The organism is Kamptonema formosum PCC 6407 (assembly GCF_000332155.1).
In the GTDB taxonomy this organism is placed as follows: Bacteria; Cyanobacteriota; Cyanobacteriia; order Cyanobacteriales; family Microcoleaceae; genus Kamptonema; species Kamptonema formosum.
On the sequence record NZ_KB235904.1, the window covers coordinates 1433085 to 1455660 of the forward strand.

A 22576-nucleotide genomic window follows, 5' to 3' on the forward strand; every position below is an offset into this window, starting at 1 on the left:
CGAGAAAATTTATTAACAGGGCTAGTTTGGGGACGTTTCTACATCCCTTGCTCCCTCCATCCCCACTCTCCTACCTTTTTGCCCTCTGAAGTTCCTGACCTTCTTTTATGCCCCAATCGTAATTCCTCCAAAAACTCCAATGGAAAACTCTCTTATCACTACCCGCAGACAGCGGAACTCGACAAAAACCCAGGAAAGGCGGCAGGCGACACCGAAAGAAAAAAAGTTAATTCACCTGTTGGCGAATCTGGGATGTAGTTTGGTTAGGTATGACTACAAACACTCAACTACCAAAGGAGTGATTCCGCCCGATGAACGGAAGCATTTAGCTGAGTGGCACTATCTCCGACTTCAGCAAATTCGCAGGGTTGAGCGCAGTTTAGAACCTGTAGCCACTCTCAAGCGCGTTTACTATAAGAGCATTCTCAGCCCTAGAGACCTCAAGTCGCTCAAACTGCTTTGGGTTGATGAGGAGGGCAAAAATAGGGTTAAGCGCGTCGATCCAGATTTGGATGTGGTGCTTACGGAAGCTCTCGATCGCGGAGATACTTTGAAACAAATTTTTCACACTATTGAAGCAAAAGAACGCCTTTTTTCGCCGACTCCCGCTGGCGGCCCAGTGCCTTTTTGGGTGCGAGAATGGGAAAGTTCGGGTTACGATATAAACTTTTTCCCTCCTTCATTCCCTGCTTGGGCTTCTATTGTTGATGATTAAGCTAATAGTTAACTGTTAACTGTTAACTGTTAATTCTTGCGAAGATAGGCGACGTTAATGATGGTTTTGCGTAAGCAATTAGCAATTAGCAATTAGCAATTAGCAATTAGCAATTAGTAATTAATAATTACCGCTGCCGCACGGGCATTTCAATTACAAACTCTGCGCCGTTTCCAGGTGTAGAAATGCAGGTGATTTGACCGCCGTGCTGCTCGACTACGATTGAATGAGCGATTGACAGTCCTAGTCCAGTTCCCTTACCTACGGGTTTAGTGGTAAAGAAGGGGTCAAAGAGTTTTTGGCAAACAGATTCTGGTATCCCTGGCCCGTTGTCAGCAATCGATATTCCTACGCGATCGCGCTCTGCAAGATAAGTACGAATAGTGATAGTAGGAGTGCGATCGCCTTCAACTACTGCTTCTCTTTTACTCTGCTCTTCTAAAGCATCGATCGCATTTGCCAAAATATTCATCACTACCTGATTCAACTGACCGCCGCAGCATTCTACTTTGGGCAGTTTGGCGTAATTTTTAACTACCATTATTTGCGAAGTGCTGCCTTGAAAGTTCAGGCGGCTTTGCAAAATTAGCAGCGTACTCTCAATGCCTTCATGGATGTTAACCAACTTCATCTCTGCTTCGTCTAGGCGAGAGAAAGTCCGTAGGGATTTGACAATTTCTCTGATTCTTTCTGCTCCCACTTTCATGGAATTAAAAAGTTTAGGCAAATCGATAGAAATATACTCCAAATCTATATTCTGTATTTTTTCGGATATTTCTGCGGTTGTTTCTGGATATTCGTGCTGATAGAGTTGAACCAGTTCCAACAGGTCAAAACTGTAATCTTTGGCAGGACTGAGATTGCCGTAAATAAAGTTGACAGGGTTATTAATTTCGTGAGCTACGCCAGCAACTAACTGCCCCAAACTCACCATTTTTTCATTTTGAATTAACTGAGATTGAGTGTTTTTCAATTTCTGCATGGCAACTTCTAGCTGCACGGCTTTTGATCGCTCTCGTGCTTCCGAATCTCGCAAGGCAGCAAGAGCTTGTTTGCGCTCGGCAATTTCAGTTTGTGCCTGTTCAAACAGTGTGGATTGCTGGATCGCGATCGCTAATTGCCAGCTAATTTGTTTAAGACATTCGATCTCAGGTTCCTGCCATATACGGGGGCCACTACACTGATGGGCAATCAGTAAACCCCACAGCTTTTGACCTTGCAAAATAGGAGCCACTAAATTAGCTCTAACTTGTAAATTAGTGAGTAAATTTACATAACATCTATTGCGATCGCTATTGATAATGTCGCAGTTTACATTAACCAGACCTTCTAGGTAGAGTGGGATATATTGTTCGATAAAGCAGTTATCTTGAATGTCAAGACCTAAGATCGGCATATATCCTGACTGCACTGATTCCACCACGACTACTCCCGTCCAGTCGGGATGAAAGCGGTAAATTACTGTACGCTCAGTTTGCAAAAATTGCCGCACTTGTTCCACTGTAGTCTTCAGGATTTCCTCTAAGTTGAGAGAGGAGCGCATTCGCTCTAAAATTGTCCCTACTAGCCTTTCCCGCTTTAATTGCTGCTGTAAGGCAAATTCTGCCTGTTTGCGGTCAGTAATATCCATTGCTGTCCCAAATAGCCGCACGACCTGACCGGATTCATTTTTAAATGCTTTTCCCTTACTATTAATATGCCTAATTTCTCCGTCGAGGCGATATATGCGGTGGTCTAAATCATAAGAAATACCTTCAGTTATTGCTCTTTCAACTAATTGTTGAAATTCGGCTCTGTCTTCTGGATAAATTTGTTCTAAAAGTTGATCCCAAGTTGGTGTTAGTCCTAGCTTGTGCCCGTAAATTCGGAACACTTCCTCAGACCAACTAATTGTTCCCGCTGCGATTTCAAATTCCCAATTGCCGATGTGGGCAATTCTCTGAGCTTGCTGCAACTCTTGCGCTAATTGAAAGGCAGCTTCTTCTGCTACTTTGCGATCGCTAATGTCTTTGTGCGTACCCGACATCCGCAGGGGTGAACCCCACTGATCGCGCTCTACCACTTTACCCCCAGCTAAAATCCACTTCCAATAACCTTCTTTACTCAGCATCCGAAATTCAATTTCATAGGTGGGAGTTCGACCTTCCACATAAGCTTTTAAAGCAGTTATTACTTTCGGTAAATCTTCTGGGTGTATGAGATTTTCCCAGGCTTGATAATTATTTTCAACCTCATCTATTTCATAGCCCAACATTTTCTTCCACTGGGTATCGAAATAAGTTTCTGCTGTCGCTATATTCCAATCCCATAACCCCAAAGCGCTACCCTCTATTGCTAACTGCAACCGCTGTTCGCTGATCCGCAAGGCAGACTCTTTTTGTTTGAGTTCAGTGATGTCGGCAATAACTGCTATCATCCCCACTTTATTGCTAGCATTGTCTACTATACAATCAGCTCGTAATTGAGTTTGTACAATCTCACCCTGCTTAGTTTTGAGCTCGACTTCGCCACTCCAAGAACAGCCTTTACGAAGGCTTTTAAATATCTCTCTCAATACGCTTGATTTGGCGTGAATTAAGGCTGGCCCCCCAGCTTCATTTAGTTCCTCAACGGTGTAACCATAGCGGTGAATAAAGGCTTGGTTGTGGTAAATTGAGTTGCCGTCCAAGTCAGCGATCGCAACTGCATCGCTAGCGCTTTCTACAGCAGCTCTAACTTGCAGTAGAGCAAGTTCTGCCTGTTTGCCAGGAGTGATGTCAAAAATGAGTCCATCTAGCCACAAAACCTCACCATTTTGTGATAATTTTGCCCTGCCTTTTTCAGCAATCCACCGCACTGAACCGTTGCAGTGAATAATTCGGTATTCCAAATTATAGGACTCTCTGGCTGCCGTTGCCACTGCAACTTCACGACTGACCATTTCTCTATCGTCAGGATGAATAATACTGGCAAAACTTAAGCGGTGATTTTGAATGAAATCGACCGCTGGATAACCGCTAATCGCCTCAATTTCATCACTGATAAATTCCATTGTCCAATCCGCATCGCATAAGCCTCGATAAATTGCGCCAGGAAGGTTTTCTACCAGAGAGCGAAATCTTTCCTCGCTCTCGCGCAAAGCTACTTCTGTTTGTTTGCGCTGAATGTGAACGCCTAACTGAGTCGCCGCCGCATTTACGAGTTCAACTAAACGTGATTCTTTTGTTGTTTGAGTTTTCTTAAAGAAAACCAAAACTGCTAATACTTCAGAACTGCTACAAATTGGCACACCAAAGCTGGTTTTTAATCCCATTCCCAGGGCAATTTGCGTCCTCAGAAAAACTGGTTCTTTAACCTCAGAAACATCTTCTATCCATTCGGACTCGCCCGACAACCAAATTCGCCCTGGTAGTCCCACTCCGGGCGCAAATGTTAAATTTCGACTTTGGTATCCGAATTCATCTAAAATTTTATCGCTAGCATACCAAATTTCGCTGTATTCTAAAACTTTACCGTTAGCATCAGGAATCCAGGCTTCCCCAAAATTCCAGCCGATTGTCCTGCACAATAACCGCAGGACATCTGCTAAGGCACTTTGAAAGTCTTCGGATTGACTAATTGCTTGAGTTGCTGTTAGCAACAAGCGAATTTCTTCTTCTGCTTGTTTGCGTTCTGTAATATCAGTTGCCGTACCTAAAATCTGGGTTAGTTGACCTTCTGAATTCCTAGAAAAGGCAGTATCTCTGCTAATTAACCAGCGCCAAGAGCCATCTTTGTGTCGCATCCGATATTCGATTTCAAAGATCTCGCCATCGAGTCCATTTTCAATTTGTTGCCAATATTCAGGAATAATAGCAAAATCTTCAGGGTGGATCGTTGTTTGTAATATGGGCGTTCCCCTTTCTGCAACTTCTTCTAATGTATAACCCATAAGTTCGCCTAGACAGCCATTAGCATAGATATTCCGGTTTTCTCGGATGTCATAAACGTACAGAATATTGGGGCTGGAACTGGCTATTTTTTCAATAAAACGTTGGCTTTCTTCTAGTTTAGCTTGCTGCTGTTTGTAGCTAGTAACATCTCGAATCGTGCCGACCAGCATTTTACTGCCATCTGTATTTTTAAAGACTGTTTTCTTGGTGGAAATTACCCGTTCTGTGCCATCCACACCGATCAATATTTCCTCATTTTCTTCAGCACTACCTGCTGTAAATACTTGGTCATCTTTGCCCCAAGCAAGATCGGCTTTTTCTGGGGTAAAGATATCATAGTCGGATTTGCATAAGAGTTCTTCGCGCGGCTTGCCTAATAATTGACAAAAAGCGTTATTAAATACGATTAAGCGGCGATCCTCGTCTTTAACAAATATGGGGTCAGCAATTGCATTCAGAGTATGTTTGAGGAAGTCTTGGGATGCCTGCAATTGCTCTTGGGCTAATATTTGGTGGGTAATATCATTCAGAGTACCCGCAGTACCGGAGATAGTGCCATTGGGGGCAAAGGTTAGACGCGCTTGCACTTCAATCCAGCGAATTTTTTCTTCTTTAGTCAGGTAGCGAATTTTATAGCGACAGGCTTCTTTTTGGCCTTCAACTAATGGTTGTAAATACTCTATATTCCTTTGCCTATCCTCTGGATAAATATAGTTTAAAAATGGATTTCCCAAACTTTCGGGTATCCCAAATCCTGTAATTTCTGTCCAAGCGGCATTCAAAAATACCCAATTACCGGCGGTATCTACTTGGAAAATTACTTCTTTGATATTATTTACTAGAGAGCGATATTTTTCTTCGTTTTGCCGCCAAACTGCTTGTCTATTCTGACGGGCGATAGCGTTGCGTAAGGAACGCATCAGCAGTTTACTGTTAACTTCTCTTTTCACCAGATATTCCTGGGCTCCAGCTTGAATTGACTGGGTTGCTAGTTCTTCATCGCTGTTGGCTGTGAGTACAATAATCGGAATATTTAAACCATATTCTTGCAGTCTAGCAACCGTCTGAAATCCTTTGCTATCAGGAAGTGAAAGGTCTAGTAATATTACATCGAAAGTTTCGTGACGCAAATGTTCTAAAGCTTGACTGAGCCGAACTACTGGAGTCAACAAAAGTGATTGTGTCCACCTATTTTCTAATAGTAATTCTTGAATCAGTTCAGCATCATCCGCGTTATCTTCGACTAGGAGAACTTTTAAGGCGGTGTGGGTGAAAGTCGGTTTAAGAGCTGATGTCATGGGTGCAAGTTACTAAGAAAAATCTCAAAATCGGCGATCGCTACAGTTAGCTTGCCTGTTGTAATTAATACTAAGTTGGATTCAAATTAGCTATCATATTTTGCACCCTCATCACTAAGCCGCTAATTTTGACTGGAATTTAGAGGGGCAAAAGCAGTGCACTTGTCAAAACTTATCTCTATTATATCAAAAAAAATCTCAATGTAAACTCTACCTCTTGCCAAAATATTGTAGAAGTTTGGCATAGTCTGCCGTTAGCTTAATATTTGCCCAGTAAATTTTAAATTTTATCAATAATCGGCTTCGGTAGAATTACGGTAAAGATACTGCCCTTACCGAGTTCAGATTTAATTGTAATCTCGCCTTGAAAAGGTTTTAAAAGTTCTAGACAAGTATAAAGCCCTAATCCTGTTCCTGTAGGTGCTCCCTCTTTTTCTTCCTCGCCTTTAGCAGGTTTGGATGTGTAGAAAAAGTCAAACACATTTGGCAGGTTCTCTGGGGCAATACCGCAGCCAGAATCTTCTATATCCATGTATATTCTGTATTCGTCTTGTCTGGTAACAATAGTCAAGTTTTGATTTTTCATGTTCCACATAGCATGGAGTGCATTATCTATTAAATTGTGGAATACCTGGGAAAAATAAGAATAAATTAAAGGCAAGCTGGGAAGGTTTGGATCGAATAAATATTTTTTATTAACCTTATGCTTAAAATACAAATTTGAATCTAAAAGTTGTAATTCTCGCTGCAATAACTCATTCAGATTGACAGGCTGCAACTCTCCCTTTTGATCTTTGATACTTTTGAACATTAGAGTTTCCATGATTTCATTAATTGCCGCTACTGAACGATTAATATATTTGCTATAGTTAAAGAGGGACTTGTCGTCCAATTGTGCCGCTTTAGCTTCAATCAAATCAACGCTAGTCTGGATGATTTGTAAGGGGCTTCTTAAGTTGTGTACCATTCCTTGGGTTAATCGCCCGATAATCGCGGTTTTTTGCTGCTCTATTAGCTGTTTAGTTTTTTGTTCTACTAGCTTTTCTAGATTACCGTTAAGTGCAGCGAGTTGTTCATTCTTCTCTTGGAGTTTTTTTTGCAATTTGCAAATAGTCAAATGGGTTTGAATGCGGCTCAATACTTCTTCGTGCTGAAACGGCTTAGTAATGTAATCAACAGCTCCCGATTGAAAACCCCTGACTTTATTTACTGTATCAGAAAGGGCAGTCATAAAAATCACTGGGATGTCTTTGGTGGCTGGGATTGCTTTCAGCCGACTGCAAGTTTCAAACCCATCAATTCCTGGCATCATTACATCTAAAAGTATCAAATCTGGTCGGACATACTCAAGTTGCTCGATCGCACTTTCACCATCAAGTGCTACTAATACTTTGAAGTTGCAATTCCTTAAAAAATCGAAAAGTACATCGAGATTCGTTTGATTATCGTCAACGATGAGAATGATACTTCTTTCTGAGTTTTTGATGTTCATATTCCCTAGATTAACTTCACTTCTGTGTAAGACATATACTTATGAGTTTACTTCAGATATTGGTTTAAAAATTCCCGGATTTGTTTAAGCTGAAACCCTTTAGCAAGTTGGCGCAAATGGGTGACAAATGGAACTAATTGTGGATCTACTATTTCAAGTCTGCTAATTTCCTCCAAAATAGCTTCGATGTCACCAATCACAACCAACTTTAGTAATGCAGAAATTGACTCAGAGTCAGGAGTATGGATAGAGGAAGGATAGTCAAGAGATTTTTTAGATTCTCCTTTTTTCCTAATTCTTTCTTCCCGATCTTCATAAATCCATTCTAAATCCAAATGTATCCGTAGCCGTTCTAAAAGTTGTGATGCTTCTACAGGTTTGCGGAGAAATTGATCGCAGCCTGCGAGCAGGCTTTCTTCCTGAGTATTATGAAAAACGCTAGCACTTAGGGCAAGCAAAACTACATTTTTTAGTTCTGGTATTCTCCGCAGACACCTGGTAGCTTCAAAGCCGTCCATAACTGGCATTAGCAAGTCCATTAAAATCACATTTGGTAAAAATTCTACTGCTTTTTGTAAACAGTCTTTGCCGTCTGCGGCCTCCATAATTTCAAAGCCAATGCGGGAAAGTAACCTCCGCAACATCGCGCGATTGATATCGTTATCATCTACTATTAGCACTTTCCGCTTATTGCCTGTGAAACCGACAATTCTGCCTTTTTCTGGGGGTGCGGCTAATTCGCAGTAAGTGCCTGCTGATGGCAACTCTAAATCTATCCAGAAAACACTCCCTTTGCCCAAACTACTTTTGACACTAATTTCACCCCCCATCATTTTCACTAATTTATAACTAATAGAAAGTCCCAAGCCTGTGCCTTCAATAGAATAAACGCGATCGCTAACTTGGTGGAATGGCAAAAATATTTCTTCTAATTTGTTTTCCTCTATGCCGATACCAGTATCTTCTACTTGAAACCGAATTTTGGTAATTGGTAATGGGTAGTTGATAGCTGTTAGTTGTTCGGTTTTAGTTGTTCCTTGTTCTTTTTTACTGGTAATTCCCAGTCCCCAGTCTCCAGTCTCTCCCCAGTCTCCAGCTTCTACATAGCCAACTCTAAAAGTTACGCTGCCACTGTTAGTAAACTTCACTGCATTACCCAGTAAATTAATCAAAACTTGCCGTAACCTTTTATCATCACCACAAACATAGGTAGGTAGGGAAGATATTTGCTCGCAAGTAAAGGCAATATTTTTTTGTGCAGATCGCATCTGGAATAGGTCGGCAATATTTTTGACGAAATTAGGTAAATTAAACTCTACGGGAGAGAGTTCCATTTTTCGGGCTTCAATTTTTGAGAGGTCTAAAATATCTTCAATTAGGGTGAGTAGGTGTTCGCCGCATTGCTGAATATTACCCAGGCTTTCCTGTTGGTCTTCAGTGATATTTTTGTCGGCCTTGATCAATTGAACATAACCTAAAATTCCATTTAAAGGTGTGCGGAGTTCGTGACTCATATTCGCTAGAAATTCGCTTTTAGCGCGGTTAGCAGCTTCTGCGACTTCTTTCGCTTGTTGCAAGGCGGATTCTGCCTGCTTGCGATCGCAGATTTCAGTTTTAGCTTGTGCGAATAACGTCGATTGTTGGATGGCAATCCCCAACTGCACGCACAACTGTCTCAGAGATTCTATCTCAGATGGCTGCCAGACACGGCGGCCCGTGCAGTGGTGGGCAATCAGCAGACCCCAAAGCCGAGTTTGAATTGGGGATTTTGAATTCTCCTTGTTATATTCTGAATCGGGACTATTTTGCAGAATTGGTACTACCAAAAAAGCTTTCACCTGCAACTGCATCAGCAAATTCAGATAGCAAGCATTTAGATCGCCAACATTAATATCTTCTACGGCTTGAATTCTCCCTTGCTCGTAGAGAGAAACATAGAGTTCCGTAAAGCAATTATCTTGAATATCTTGACCAAGAATAGACCTACAAAACTCATCAACCGACTCGACAACTACAAGGCCAGTCCAATCAGGATTAAATCGGTAGATAATCGTGCGCTCTATTTGTAAAAATTGCCTGACTTCCAAGACAGCGGTACTGAGGACTTCTTCAAGGTTAAGAGACTGACGAATGCGCTCAACGCTGGCTCCTACAAGTCGCTCTCGCTTTAACTGCTGTTGCAATGCAACTTCGGCTTGTTGGCGTAACCGCAGCTCGTTATAGACATCGCTGATGTCGCGAGCTACCCAGATTACTGAATTTTCCGACACGGGAGAAATAGTGGCAAAAAACCACAATTCACAGTTGCCTGCGAACAAGCTGTACTCAAAATTAACTGTCTGCTTTGTTTCTAGAGCTTGCCGAATTTTACTCAAAAAAAGCTCGTCCCTGGACTCGTTTAAAAATTTTTCTATTGTCGGGGTAATAGTATCAATAGCATTAGCATAAAGGCGAGCAGGGTTTGTGGGGGCAACTTTTACATTAGTCGCTTCCGCATCAATAACGAGTATAATATCTGTCATTGCTTCAAATAGAGCGTTCATTTCCGCATAGGAATTTTGTAGTTTTTCTTCGAGAATTTTACTGTCGCTGATGTCTTTATGAGTACCAGTCATCCGTAGTGGTTTGTTCCATTCATCGCGAACTGTTACTTTTCCGCAATCGGAAATCCACTTCCATGCGCCAAATTTACTCCGCATTCGATATTCTGCTTTGTAGAATTCAGTTTCACCTTCTAGGTGGCTATTCCTGGCTGCAAGTACACTTTCTTTATCATTTGGATGTAGCAATTTTTCCCAGGAGTTAATACTTTCTTCGATCTCGTCAATTTGATAGCCGAGCATGGTTTTCCACTGAGCATCAAAATAGGTTTTGCCCGTGCTAATATTCCAATCCCACAGTCCGAGAGCGCTAGCTTCCATTGCTAAGTAAAAGCGCTCTTCGCTCTCCCGCAAAGCTGCTTCTGCATTTTTGCGCTGGATGTGAAAACTCAACTGAGCCACAGCAGCTTTTACCAGTTCAACTAAATGAGGTTGGTGGACAATATGATTGCGGTTAAAGAAAACTAAGACAGCAAAAACTTTTTCTCCCTCGCAAATTGGTACGCCAAAACACGCTTTTAATCCCATTTTAGCGGCAATTTGGGAGCGCTTAAAAGTTGACAATTCAACGAGGGTAACATCTTCTATCCATTCTGGCTTACCTGTCATCCAAATTCGGCCTGCTAACCCCTCTCCTGGTGGATATTGCAAATTTTTGCTTTCGCGCCGAAACTGTTCTAAAGCGCGATCGCTGGCATACCATCCATCGCTACATTCTAAAAATGTGCCTTCAGCATTAGGAATCCAAGCTTCTGCCAAATCCCAGCCAATGTTAGCACAAAATAATCCCAAAATGACTGTTAAGGCATCCTGAAAATCCAAGGAGCGATTAATCGCACCAGTTGCTGTCAGTAATAATCTGATTTCTATTTCTGTTTGCTTTTGTTCGGTGATGTCAGTCGCAGTACCAAGAATTTGTTTGAGCTTACCTTCTGGGGTTCTGGTGAAAGTTGTATCGCGGCTGCAAAGCCAGCGCCAACTGCCGTCTCGATGTCGGATGCGGTATTCTATTTCAAAGATGTCCCCATCACTGCTATTTTCTATTTGTTTGAGGTAAGCAGGTATTCTGACTAAATCTTCCGGGTGCATTAGAGTGCGGAAAATTTGAGGGCCTATTGCTTGAATTTCTACTGCTGTATAGCCGAGAATCTGGTAGACACCAGAAGAAACGTAAGGAAAAGATATTGAACCGTCTGGTGATAGTTGGAATTGATAAATTATTCCTGGTATGTTAGCGGCTAGTCTTTGGAACCTAGCTTCACTTTCTTGTAAGGCTTTTTCTTGACGCTTAGACTCTGTAATGTCTCTAATTGTACCTACTAAAAATTTACGACCATCTGCTTGTTCAAGTATAGTTTTTTTAGTGGAAATTATGTGCAAATTCCCCTGACCATCCGTAAAATTTTCTTCGTTTTCATTGGTTATGCCTGTCCTAAATACCAGTTCGTCTTTTTCTCGAAAAATATCAGCTTCTTCTTTAGGAAAACAATCATAATCTGATTTGCCAATTAGTTCACTATGAGGCTTTCCCATGAGCTGGCAAAAGGCATTGTTTAAAATAATCCAGCGATGCTGCTCATCTTTGACAAAAATAGGGTCAGGATTAGAATTAATTATGTGGTTTAAAAATTCTTCTGAACATTTTACTGGTAGTTTATAGCAGCCATTATCGCGATCGTTATCGATGCTATTTGACGGGGTAATAATGGCTATGCTCACTAGGTTATTATCAATTGCCGAGGTATATTTCTCTGTACTTTGCTGTAGAATTTGTTGACTATGTTGGCGCTCGACTGCGTAGCGTAGAGAGCGAATTAAAATTTCGCTGTTGATTTTAATTTTTATTAGATAGTCTTGGGCTCCAGCTTGGATTGACTGAATGGCTAATTCTTCATTAGTATTCGAGGTCAAAACTACTATGGGAGTATTGAGGCTGTATTTTTTTAACCGCGCAACGGTATCTATTCCTCGACTGTCAGGTAGTGAAAGGTCTAATAAAATTACGTCGAAATTTTCTTGATTGAGGAGTTGCTGCGCTCTGCTGACGCGCTCTACTCTGGTAATAGATAAGTGCGGCGCAAAATTGCTGGTCAATAAAAATTCTTCAATTAATTCGGCTTCCTCTAAATTATCTTCTACTACTAGAAGTTTCAATCCCTGGTTTGTTATATCTTTTTTAAAAAATGTTGTCATTTTCATTAACCATAAACGTTAAGAGAATTATCTACATTTGTAAGTAGGAGGACATCATTAAACCTAAACATTGCTTCTGAAAGCAGGGTATCTCACTCTTTTCTCTGGCGCTCTTGATATATAACTAAATTTTTCTGCCTTCTGCCTTCTACTTATCAAAAAGTATGTTGTCAAACAGTTGCTTTGTCAACAAAACTTTAAACTATTTTAATTATTTTGCTAAGTTACTGGCAGCAGCTATTTAAACCGATGCGGGTGAGAATTAAGGCTTGGAAACTACTTGACAAATCCGATTTCTGCCTTTTGCTTTAGCTTGATAGAGGGCGCGATCGGCACTCTGAATTAGGCTGTCGGGAGAAGCATCAGCAAGGGGAAGTGCGCTAGCAATTCCAAAACTGAGGGTGATGTACGGGTTAATACTGGATTGGGGGTGGGGAAGCTTCAGTATTTCTACGGAGGTGCGAATTGCTCTGGCGACAGCGATCGCGCCTTCTATGCTTGTATTTGGCAGAAGTACGGTAAATTCTTCACCGCCGTAACGGGCAGCTAAATCGGCCGGACGTTTGATAGAGGTGGCGATCGCACAGGCAACTCGGACTAAACAGGCATCGCCAGCAGGATGACCCCAGCAATCGTTATAAAGCTTAAAAAAGTCGATATCACAGATAATTAAAGATAGCGAAACTAGCTCTCGCGCGCACCGCCGCCACTCCAAGTTTAAGGCGCGATTAAATTGGCGACGGTTGGCAATTCCGGTTAATTCATCTGTAGTCGCCAGTCGCTGCAATTTGCGGTTAGCTATCTCTAAGTGGCCGTAAAGTTCTGACTGCTGAATAGCAAGTGCTACTTGATTTGCCAACTGCTGCAAAAAATCCACTTCCCACTGTTGCCACTGCCTAGAATTACTGCAATGATATACTGCCAATATCCCCCAAAGCAGATGTTTTTTGGGCAAACGATCGAGTAAAATTTTCTCCCCCTCTTCCCATTTTTCAATCTCTTCATCTCCCCCTTTTTCGCTATCCCACTTTTGCCTTCTCAGTTCTGATGTTTGCCATATAGGTACTGTCAAAACTGCTTTAATATGAAATTCGGCAAACAATTTTTTGTCTTCTGCATCTAGTTGTGCCGTATTGATATCTTCTACTGCCACAAAAGATTCCGTCTTGCTTACCCAGTCACAAGAAAGAGCTAAAGGTGCATCAATATCTCGGCTACCAACATAGCAGTTAAAAGACCCATCAGATGCGATCGCAGCACCTTCTTTCTCCTCTTGTCCTGCTTTTGTGGAACCTCGGCACCGATAAATTACAACGCGGTCAGTTTTCAGAAATTGTCGCACTTCTGCTACTGTCTTATGAAGAATATTGGCTAGTTGAATAGAACCACCTGCAAACACGCTGGCCGGCACATCAGAGTAGTAATCTAAATCGCTATTGGGTAGAGAAATTGAAATAATTGAAGAGCGGATACGCTCGATCATTCGCCCTAAAAGTTGCTCTCTTTGGGCTACTTGCCGCAAGGCTTCCTCCGTTCGCGATCGCGCGATCGCGTAATGCACAGCACGAACTAGCAATTGCCCGGAAAACCCCCTTTTGACTAGGTAATCCTGTGCTCCACAGCGTACTGCTTCAATTGCCATGTTTTCATCATTGAGTGAAGTTAAAACGACTATTGGAGCAGTTAATGCTTGTGCTTTCACGCTTTTGACAGTATCAATTCCAAAGCTGTCCGGTAAAGACAAATCTAATAAAATCGCGTCAAACTCTCCCTCTAGCAAACTTTTTAGCGCTAAGCTGAGGCGAGCAACTGTTTTGACCCGAATCTCGATATTACTGACTGAATCTAAAAACTCTTCTATCAGTTCGGCATCTACAGGGTCATCCTCCACCAAAAGAATTTTAAGCAATTGGTTAGGCGGAAGCACAACTTTAGCAGTGCGATCGGTGGGACGATATATCATCAGCCTATAGATAGTATTGGTCGTTAGCACGTCTGTTAATACCTACTACTCACAATATACCTAAAATATGCAAATAAGGGAAATTTTAAAAAATCTTATAAGTATTTGGCTCTAATTAAACCTAAAATACTGATTCTCAGAAAGCGCCCTGATAATAGTCACTTCCCTTTTGCCTTAGCTTGAGCCTTAGTCTGAGCCTTCTACTTAGTAAATCTCTCTAACTTTATGCTAAAATAATGTGATTAAAATTGGCAGCCTCATAAAACTCAACTCAAAACCACGCAGTGTTGCGAGGTACGAAGCAATCTCACAACTTAAAACTCCGGTGGTAGGGAGATGATTTCAAACCAGTAACGGCACAAGGTATTCATCACCTCAACTAAGGCCTCAAAAGTTATAGGTTTAACTATGAAAGAATTAGCACCCAAGCGGTAGCAGTGAAGGATATCTCCATCTTGCTGTGAGGTAGTTAGTATCACTATCGGGATGTGGCGGAAGTTGGGGTCAGACTTAATCATCGCTAGGGCCTCTCTACCGTCCAACTTCGGCATATTCAAATCTAGTAAGATGAGATTTGGGCAGGGTGAATTATTAGGATCGCCATATCGATCGCGGCGATACAAATAGTCTAGCAGTTTTTCGCCATTTTCAACACAGTAAAATGCGATCGCTAATGGAACTTCTCGCACTGCCTCCTGCACTAGAAAACAGACATCCTCGCTGTCATTAGCCATTAAAATAGTAAATGTTTTTATCTCAGAGGCCACAGCTTTATTCACTCGCGGTGACTTTGGGACACTACGCAAATTTGAATAATTATCAATTATGCGTCAGACGACAACCTTGATAGTAGAAATAAGCTGATTCTGCATGGCAGGGTTGATTAACTGACAAATTCCCCAAAGTTTCTTGGCGGTATTTATAATAATAGATGGTAGGTTCAGTACCATCCGCAATCACCAGCCAGTTCTTATGTATTTATACATAAATAATACCTAGCCTCTTGAGGTCGCACAGCTTCGCCCACTATCTCCTAATTGGTAATTATAGCAGTATCAGGACTTACGCACCCAACCACAAAAACCGAGTTTTTTACGAAAATACTTCGTTATGACCCAGAAATTCTCTCAAAAACTGTTCGGCTGACGCTCACGGCCCAAGCCCGGTTTCTGTGACGACCTGCGTAAGTCCTAAGTATATTACAGTTTAATATAGGGAAGAGTAAAATAAAAAATTGCGCCAGCACCTAGTTGAGATTCTACCCAAATTTGGCCGCCATGACGTTCCACAATCTTTTGACAAATTGCTAAACCAATGCCAGTACCAGTATATTCTTCCTGTGTATGCAGTCGCTGAAAAATTTGGAATATTCGCTCTGAATGTTTGGAATCAATGCCAATTCCATTATCGCTGACAGAGAATAACCAGTCTGTTTCCCGACGCTCAGCATTAAGGTGAATTATCGGGGGCTCGTCGCGGCGATACTTAATAGCATTCCCAATTAAATTCTGAAACACTTGCACCATTTGAGAACAATCCCCGATGACTGTAGGTAAGTCACAGCGGCTAACAGTGGCTTGATTTTTGCGGATGGCTAAGTGTAAGTTACCACAAGCTTCTTCAAAAATTTGATTGCAATCTGTTGGCTCAAAATCTTTACTTTTCTTACTAACCCGCGAATATTCTAGCAAATCATCAATTAGCGACTGCATACGCACAGAGCCTTTAATCATTTTCTGAATAAACTTCATCGCATTAGCGTCAATTTTGTCTCTGTAGCGCCCTTCTAAAAGTTGAGCATAGCTGGCTATTGTTGATAGAGGTGCTTGCAAATCGTGGGAAGCAACATAAGCAAACTGTTCGAGTTCCGCATTAGAACGAGCCAATTCTTCTTCTGCTTGTTTGCGGGCTGTAATGTTGTGAAAAGTCACTGCGAAGCCGTCATTTAACTTAACAGCAACAATTTGCAACCAACAAGGACTAAGCTTTTCCTGTTCGTAATAAAACTCTGTATCTAGTGGCTCTCCTGTTTCGACTACAGAAACATATAAATCAAAGAGACCATTTTTGCGATGCAGAGGCATTTCTTCTAACAAATATTTACCAACTAGCTCTTCTGATTTGAGATCTAAGATGGCTTCAACCGAGTGGTTCACCAAAATCCATTGGAAATCAACAATCTTTCTCTCTTGGTTCCTGACAGTAGCAAAAGCGGCTATCCCATCGAGAGAGCTGTTCAATATACTTGCTATAAGTGACTGCGACTGTTGCAAGAGAGCATTTTGCTCTTCTAATTTATTTTGCAGCTTTTGAAGGGCAATTTGGGTATCAATTCGAGCTAAAACTTCTTCCACTTGAAACGGCTTAGTAATATAATCTACGCCCCCCACTTGAAAAGCTTTAATTTTATATTGAACATCATCTAAACCGCTTAAGAAAATGATGGGAACTGAGCGAGTTGATTCCATAGATTTCAGCTTTTGACAAAGTTCATAGCCGTCCATATCCGGCATCATAATATCAAGTAAAATTAAATTGGGTGGAGAGCCAAGCGCGGCATTAAGCCCTAATTGACCAGAGATCGCCCTTTTAACGTTATACCCCTGATCTGTCAGAATCTTTGATAAAAACCGTAAATTACTGGGTTGATCGTCCACAATTAATATTTTGAGCTTATTATTATCCATTGTCTTCATATTAAATTGGCTATACAATAGCTAAATCAAATAGTTTTTAGGAATTTCAGTAACTACCAGCGAGCATCGTCAACTTATTCATGCCCAAGTTCTGATTCTATAATTGATTGAGTTATACGCACTATTCTATCAAGACGGAAATCCTCTAGCAAATCTTTTAAAGCATCACCTAAAACCACAAAATTTTCTGGTATTTTGTCAATTAACTGGCAGACTAAATCTTCATTAACTTCGTTAGCGGCCTGATTTAGCTGTTGTACCCAATTCAATGGCATCTGACTCAGCAGAGGCAAAAAGAAGGAATCGGGTCTTTCGCTGATAAAATAACGCAGACCTGGGGTAGTATTTATGACTGGGGGTAACTGCTCGTAAATATAGCGCACTCCTAAGAACTCTGTCATCTTTTCAAAGATTACCTGTTCTTGGAAAGGTTTACGAACAAAATCATCGCAACCTGCTGCGATAATTTCGTCCCGTCTTTCTTCAAAGGCACTGGCAGTTAGAGCAATAATTACAGTATGATAACTATTAATTGGGGATTGATGATTGATTAATGATTTCTCCTGTTTCTCCCTTTCTTTAGCTCTAATTTGTATTGCAACTTCCATACCATCAATTACAGGCATCCGCGTATCAAGTAAAATTAAATGTGGCTGCCAACTATCCCAGAGAGTCAGTGCTTGTTCGCCATTTTCAGCTTCTAGAACTTCAAAACCTATTGGTTGGAGCAACTTAACTAATAGCAAGCGATTTTCTTGAGTATCGTCAACTACTAAAATCCGATAACTTCCTTGGTCTGCCTCTAATGTGCTCACCCGTTGCAGGGGTTGCTCTATGACTTCATAAGCGTCTGCTCGGCTAATTTGGATATTAAATTTAAAAATTGTTCCTTTATTTAAAGCACTGACTGCTGTAATATTTCCCTTTAAGAGCTGTACAAATTTTCTAGTAATAGTTAAACCTAATCCTGTGCCTTCGGCGGATTTACGACCAGCTTCGCTTTGTACAAAAGCATCAAATAAACTGTCAATTTCTTCTGGTGCTATTCCAACCCCAGTATCTTCTACTTCAAAGGTGATTGGGAATGGTTCGCTCTCGGAAACCGTTGTATGCACTAATCCAGGTTTTGACTCTATCCCACCCAAATTTACTCGTAAAGTAACACTACCATTTTCAGTGAATTTAATTGCATTTCCTAGCAAGTTAATTAAACATATACGCAATTTTTTTTCATCAGCTTTGATATAGTGAGGCACATCAGGATGCACGGTAAATCTCAGTTTTAAACCTTTTTTTTCTGCTTTGAAGTGAAACATCTCTTCAAGAGTGTCAAGAAGTCGATATAGGTCAAAGCTGGTTTCGGATATAGTAATTATACCGGCTTCGATTTTGGACATATCCAAAACATCATTAATCAAATCCAGTAAGTGTTCGCCACTGCGGTTAATAATCCTCAGATTTTCCAACTGATCCGTACTGAGGAAAGGGTCGCGAATCATGACTTGGGTAAAGCCTAAAATAGCATTGAGAGGGGTACGTAATTCGTGGCTCATATTGGCGAGAAATTCACTTTTAGCTTTGGAGGCAGCGGCGGCAGATTCTTCTGCTTTTTTGCGTTCAACTATTTCTTTTTGCAGTTGTTCATTTTGCTGAATCAGTTGTTTTTGCAGTCTTTGAATAGTCAGTTGATGTTCAACTCTGGCAACAACTTCTTCTACTTGGAATGGTTTGGTGATATAGTCTTCGCCGCCGACCTGAAAAGCCTTAACTTTATCCAATACTTCATCTAAAGCGCTAATAAAGATTACGGGAATTTTTGAGGTCTGGGAATCAGCTTTTAGTTCTTCGCAAACTTCATACCCATTCGTGTCGGGCATTCTGATGTCGAGTAAAATTAGATCGGGGGGAGCTGAACGTGCTGCTCTGACTGCCATTTTGCCGTTAATTACGCCTCTGACTTTATATCCACTTTCAGACAAGGTTGCAGATAAAACTTGTAAGTTTTCTGGAGTGTCGTCAACGATTAAAATGTTACCTTTATTAATTTCTGTGTGATTGCTAGTCATTTTATTGGCTGATTGCTAATTTTGGGGGTTGATTGCAAATCGCTAATCGCTAATTGCTTTCCTTCGATTAGCTATTAGAGAGTATTAAAAAAAATTAACTACAAATTTCTAAGTTCCTCAATTAAATCCAGAATTTTATCACAGCGGAAGTTATTGACTAGCTGTGCTAATGCTTTACTCAAATTAGCGCGCTCGCTAGGTATTTCGGAAAGCAACTGAAAAATGTTGTCGTTATCAACAGAGTCAGCCGCATCGTACAATTTATCGATCCACTCAAGAGGCATCCCTTGGAAAGATGAAGGCTCTAAAATAAAGGATGAATCTGATTGTCCGCTTTCTGATTCCTGATTTGTTAAAGATGGGGATCGCCTTCCGCTTGGGGACGAAGATAAAACTTGTTCTTCATAAAGATAACGTACTCCTAAATATTTAGCCATCTTTTCTAAGATCACCTGTTCTCGAAACGGCTTGGCTACAAAGTCATCACAACCTGTTGATAAAATAATAGATCGCTCTTCATCAAAAGCACTTGCTGTCAGGGCAATAATTACTGTTGCCTGACCTTTTAAATGGGCTTTAATTCGTTTTGTGGCTTCATACCCGTCCATCACTGGCATCCTCATATCCATCAAAATTAGGTGGGGTTCCCAACTAGACCACAAATCAACAGCAACTGCTCCATTTTCGGCGGCGCGCACACAAAAGCCGAGTGATGTCAGCAATCTTACTAGCAGAAGTCGGCTTTCAATACGATCGTCAACGGCTAAGATCCGGTATTCTGGTTGTCCTGCTTCTAGTCCAATGACCCGCCTAGTTGTTTCTGACCCTTGAATTTCAACTATATCAGGAAGACTAATTTCAATGTTGAATTTGAAAATACTTCCCTTATTTATATCGCTATTGACGGTAATATCTCCTCCCATTAATTGCACAAATTGTCTGCTAATTGGTAAACCTAAACCAGTTCCTTCTTGAGCTTTCATACCTGATTCTGTTTGTACGAAAGGCTTAAATAAGTTGTCTATTTCTTCGGGTGCAATTCCCAAACCAGTATCTTCAATCTCAAACTGAAGGAAGAAAGAAGAATCATCAGAAAAGCAGAGCGAATTTTTTATATTTTTAGTTGACTCTGTTAACTCCCAATTGTAGATTTTCTCCTGGTTTTTGGCGATCTCTATTGGCTCTAAATCTATAGATTTTAATTGCTTTACGGGGAAATTATCTTTTTGACTTATTCTTTCATCTTCTTTCTTTTTTATTGCTTCTTCTTTCATTCTGACACGCAATGTCACTCCCCCTTCTTGCGTAAACTTGATCGCATTTCCTAAAATATTAATTAAGGTTTGGCGTAATTTACTTTCATCTGTTTGCACATATTGGGGAAGGTCTGGGGCAATATCAATAATTAGCTGCAAATTCTTTTTTTCTGCTTGTAACTGAAACATCTTCTCTATACTTTCTAGCAGGCGATAGAGATCGAAATTGTTTTTATTAACCGTCACCTGACCTACTTCTATTTTGGACATTTGCAGAATATTGTTGATCAGATTAAGTAAATGTTCTCCACTACGGCTAATAATTCCTAAGTGTTCTTTTTGCTCGAATTTGAGGGACGAATCACGGGCTAGCAATTGGGTAAAACCGAGAATAGCATTCAGAGGAGTACGCAGTTCGTGGCTCATATTTGAAAGGAACTCGCTTTTCGCTCGGTTGGCTTTATCAGCAGCTTCTTTTGCCTTTTGCACCGCTATTTCTGCCTGTTTTCTGTCGCTAATATCCATCATGATTATCAATAGTTTCTGTACTTGTCCCTGCTGATTTAAAACTGGTTCTCCTCTGGCTTCTATGTGGCGAATAGAACCGTTAGATCGTACAATTCGATATTCTATTTTCTGGATTTTACCTTCAACAAGAGTGCTGTTAAATTTTTTTTCCCAAAGTTCTCTGTCGTCGGGATGAATGTACTGACGAAACTCCTCACAAGTGGGTTTAGGTTGATTTGGATCGAGATCAAAGATTCGGAAGAGTTCTTCTGACCAAGTAGTATTATTATTCAATAGATCGACTTCGCAACTACCAACATGGGCTATTCGCTGAGCTGCTGCTAAAAAAGCTTCTGAGGCGCGAAGTTTTTCTTCTGCCCGTTTGCGATCGCTGATATCCTGACTGACAGAAATTACGCAGGTTTGTCCTTGGATCTCAATGATTTCTGCTGAGAGGAGCGCTGTTCTGATTTCGCCTGTTTTTGGGCAAAATTGAAATTCATAGTTGCGAACTATACCTTGTTCTGCTAAGCCTTGAAAAAGGCGAGCGCGGTCTTTTTCATTGGCCCAAAGACCTAGCTCAATAGCAGTTTTACCAATGATTTCTTCGGAGGTGCAACTAATCATAGCGCAGAAAGCATCATTAACTTCGATATGTTGTCCGTCGCTAAGTCTAGTAATAGTAATTGGGTTGGGAGAAGATCGAAAAGCCTTAGCAAACTTTTCCTCAGAAAGTCGCAGTTCAGCCGTCCGCTGCTCTACCAGCGTTTCTAGTTCCTCATTTAGCTGCTGAAGTTTAACATTTTGATCTGCTAGTTGTTTGTCCTGAGAATAACTGCGAATTGCTTCTCTTACGGTCAAAATCAGGTCGGACTGGTGCCAAGGTTTAGCGATGTAACGATATAGTTGAGCATATTTAATAGCATTGGAAACAGCTTGCAAATCAGCTTGCCCGGTTAGCAAAATTTTGATTGTTTTCGGGGAAATACTGTGAATCTGCTTTAACAATTCATCCCCTTTTATATCGGGCATGAAGTAATCAGAAATCACTAAAGGTACTTCGCATCCCTCTTCGTCGATCAGCTCAGTTACTAACTCTAAAGCATCGACCCCTCCTTCCGCAGTTTCAATTGTATATTCTTCCCCCAGCGCCTTTTTTAGCTCAATTTTCAAACTTTCTAAAATTGTCGGTTCATCATCAACACAGATAATTACAGGTTTATTCATGATTTTTTCAACCCAGATTTTATCGTTGAAATCAATTCCTTCCTGTCCCAAGGCTTGTGCAAGCAAGCGTGTAGTTCCGCCTTCTTCTTAGCCCGATCGATAGCTGACTCATCGGCTTGACCTGTCAACATTACCTTAACAATATTTGGATATTTTTCATGAACTTTAATTAGAAATTCATCTCCCTTAATACCGGGCATTAACCAATCAGAAACAATCACTAAAATATCAGTCTCTTCATCTTTTAATTCTTCAATTACTTCTAATGCTTCGTCGGCACTTTCTGCCACTTCGTAGGCATAAGTATCCCCAAACTCTTTTTTGAGTTGGATTTTCAAACTATTTAAAACCACTATTTCATCATCCACACATAAAATTGCTGACTTAGACATGAATTTCCCTCCTAGTTTTGATTGAACGGCAAAGAGACAGTAACTATTGTTTCTTTTACTTGGCGATACCCATAAATTTTACCCAGATCCCGATCCAATAATTTCTGTTGCACTATCTAAACCCAAATCGCTGCGCGATCCTGGGTTTAGTGGTAAAAAATGGAGCAAAAATTTTCGGTAGAATCTTTGGGGAAATGCCCTTAGCGCCATTAATATTTACCACTAGATTATTTGCCTGCCAACTTGCGATCGTATTTAAA

The 22576-nt window shown here is 40.9% G+C and carries 11 protein-coding genes; 1 reads left to right on the top strand and 10 read right to left on the bottom strand.

The features are described 5' to 3' along the window. Window positions 1–139: 139 nt before the first annotated feature. Complete coding sequence (locus OSCIL6407_RS0123265; RefSeq protein ID WP_007354477.1) at window positions 140–715, top strand: hypothetical protein; 576 nt, start codon at window positions 140–142, stop codon at window positions 713–715. Between the two features lie 127 nt (window positions 716–842). Here OSCIL6407_RS0123265 and OSCIL6407_RS0123270 read toward each other — a convergent pair whose 3' ends face one another. The 10 genes from OSCIL6407_RS0123270 to OSCIL6407_RS0123310 all read right to left on the bottom strand — a co-directional run bounded on the left by OSCIL6407_RS0123270 (window position 843) and on the right by OSCIL6407_RS0123310 (window position 22316). Continuing rightward, entirely contained in the window at window positions 843–5924 is a 5082-nt protein-coding gene (locus OSCIL6407_RS0123270) for a PAS domain-containing protein (RefSeq protein WP_007354476.1), read from the bottom strand. 280 nt (window positions 5925–6204) lie between these two features. Then, window positions 6205–7416: a hybrid sensor histidine kinase/response regulator gene (locus OSCIL6407_RS0123275; RefSeq protein WP_007354475.1), complete on the bottom strand. Its 1212-nt coding sequence runs from the start codon at window positions 7414–7416 to the stop codon at window positions 6205–6207. Between the two features lie 47 nt (window positions 7417–7463). After that, window positions 7464–12209 (bottom strand): PAS domain S-box protein, encoded by a 4746-nt coding sequence (locus OSCIL6407_RS0123280; protein WP_007354474.1) that lies wholly within the window; start codon window positions 12207–12209, stop codon window positions 7464–7466. Window positions 12210–12471: 262 nt separating this feature from the next. Then, a complete protein-coding gene (locus OSCIL6407_RS0123285; protein ID WP_234708725.1) occupies window positions 12472–14202 on the bottom strand; it encodes a diguanylate cyclase in 1731 nt (576 codons plus the stop codon). 284 nt (window positions 14203–14486) lie between these two features. Continuing rightward, a complete protein-coding gene (locus tag OSCIL6407_RS0123290; RefSeq protein ID WP_007354472.1) occupies window positions 14487–14906 on the bottom strand; it encodes a response regulator in 420 nt (139 codons plus the stop codon). Between the two features lie 85 nt (window positions 14907–14991). Continuing rightward, window positions 14992–15132: a hypothetical protein gene (locus OSCIL6407_RS38610; protein ID WP_007354471.1), complete on the bottom strand. Its 141-nt coding sequence runs from the start codon at window positions 15130–15132 to the stop codon at window positions 14992–14994. Window positions 15133–15371: 239 nt separating this feature from the next. Continuing rightward, window positions 15372–16859 (bottom strand): response regulator, encoded by a 1488-nt coding sequence (locus OSCIL6407_RS0123295; RefSeq protein WP_234708724.1) that lies wholly within the window; start codon window positions 16857–16859, stop codon window positions 15372–15374. Window positions 16860–16942: 83 nt separating this feature from the next. Further along, on the bottom strand, window positions 16943–18934 hold the full coding sequence (locus OSCIL6407_RS0123300; RefSeq protein WP_007354469.1) for a response regulator: 1992 nt from the start codon (window positions 18932–18934) through the stop codon (window positions 16943–16945). A gap of 98 nt (window positions 18935–19032) precedes the next feature. After that, complete coding sequence (locus OSCIL6407_RS0123305) at window positions 19033–21924, bottom strand: response regulator (protein ID WP_007354468.1); 2892 nt, start codon at window positions 21922–21924, stop codon at window positions 19033–19035. Further along, a complete protein-coding gene (locus OSCIL6407_RS0123310) occupies window positions 21921–22316 on the bottom strand; it encodes a response regulator (protein ID WP_007354467.1) in 396 nt (131 codons plus the stop codon). Before OSCIL6407_RS0123310 ends, OSCIL6407_RS0123305 begins: the two co-directional genes overlap by 4 nt. Window positions 22317–22576 lie beyond the last annotated feature (260 nt).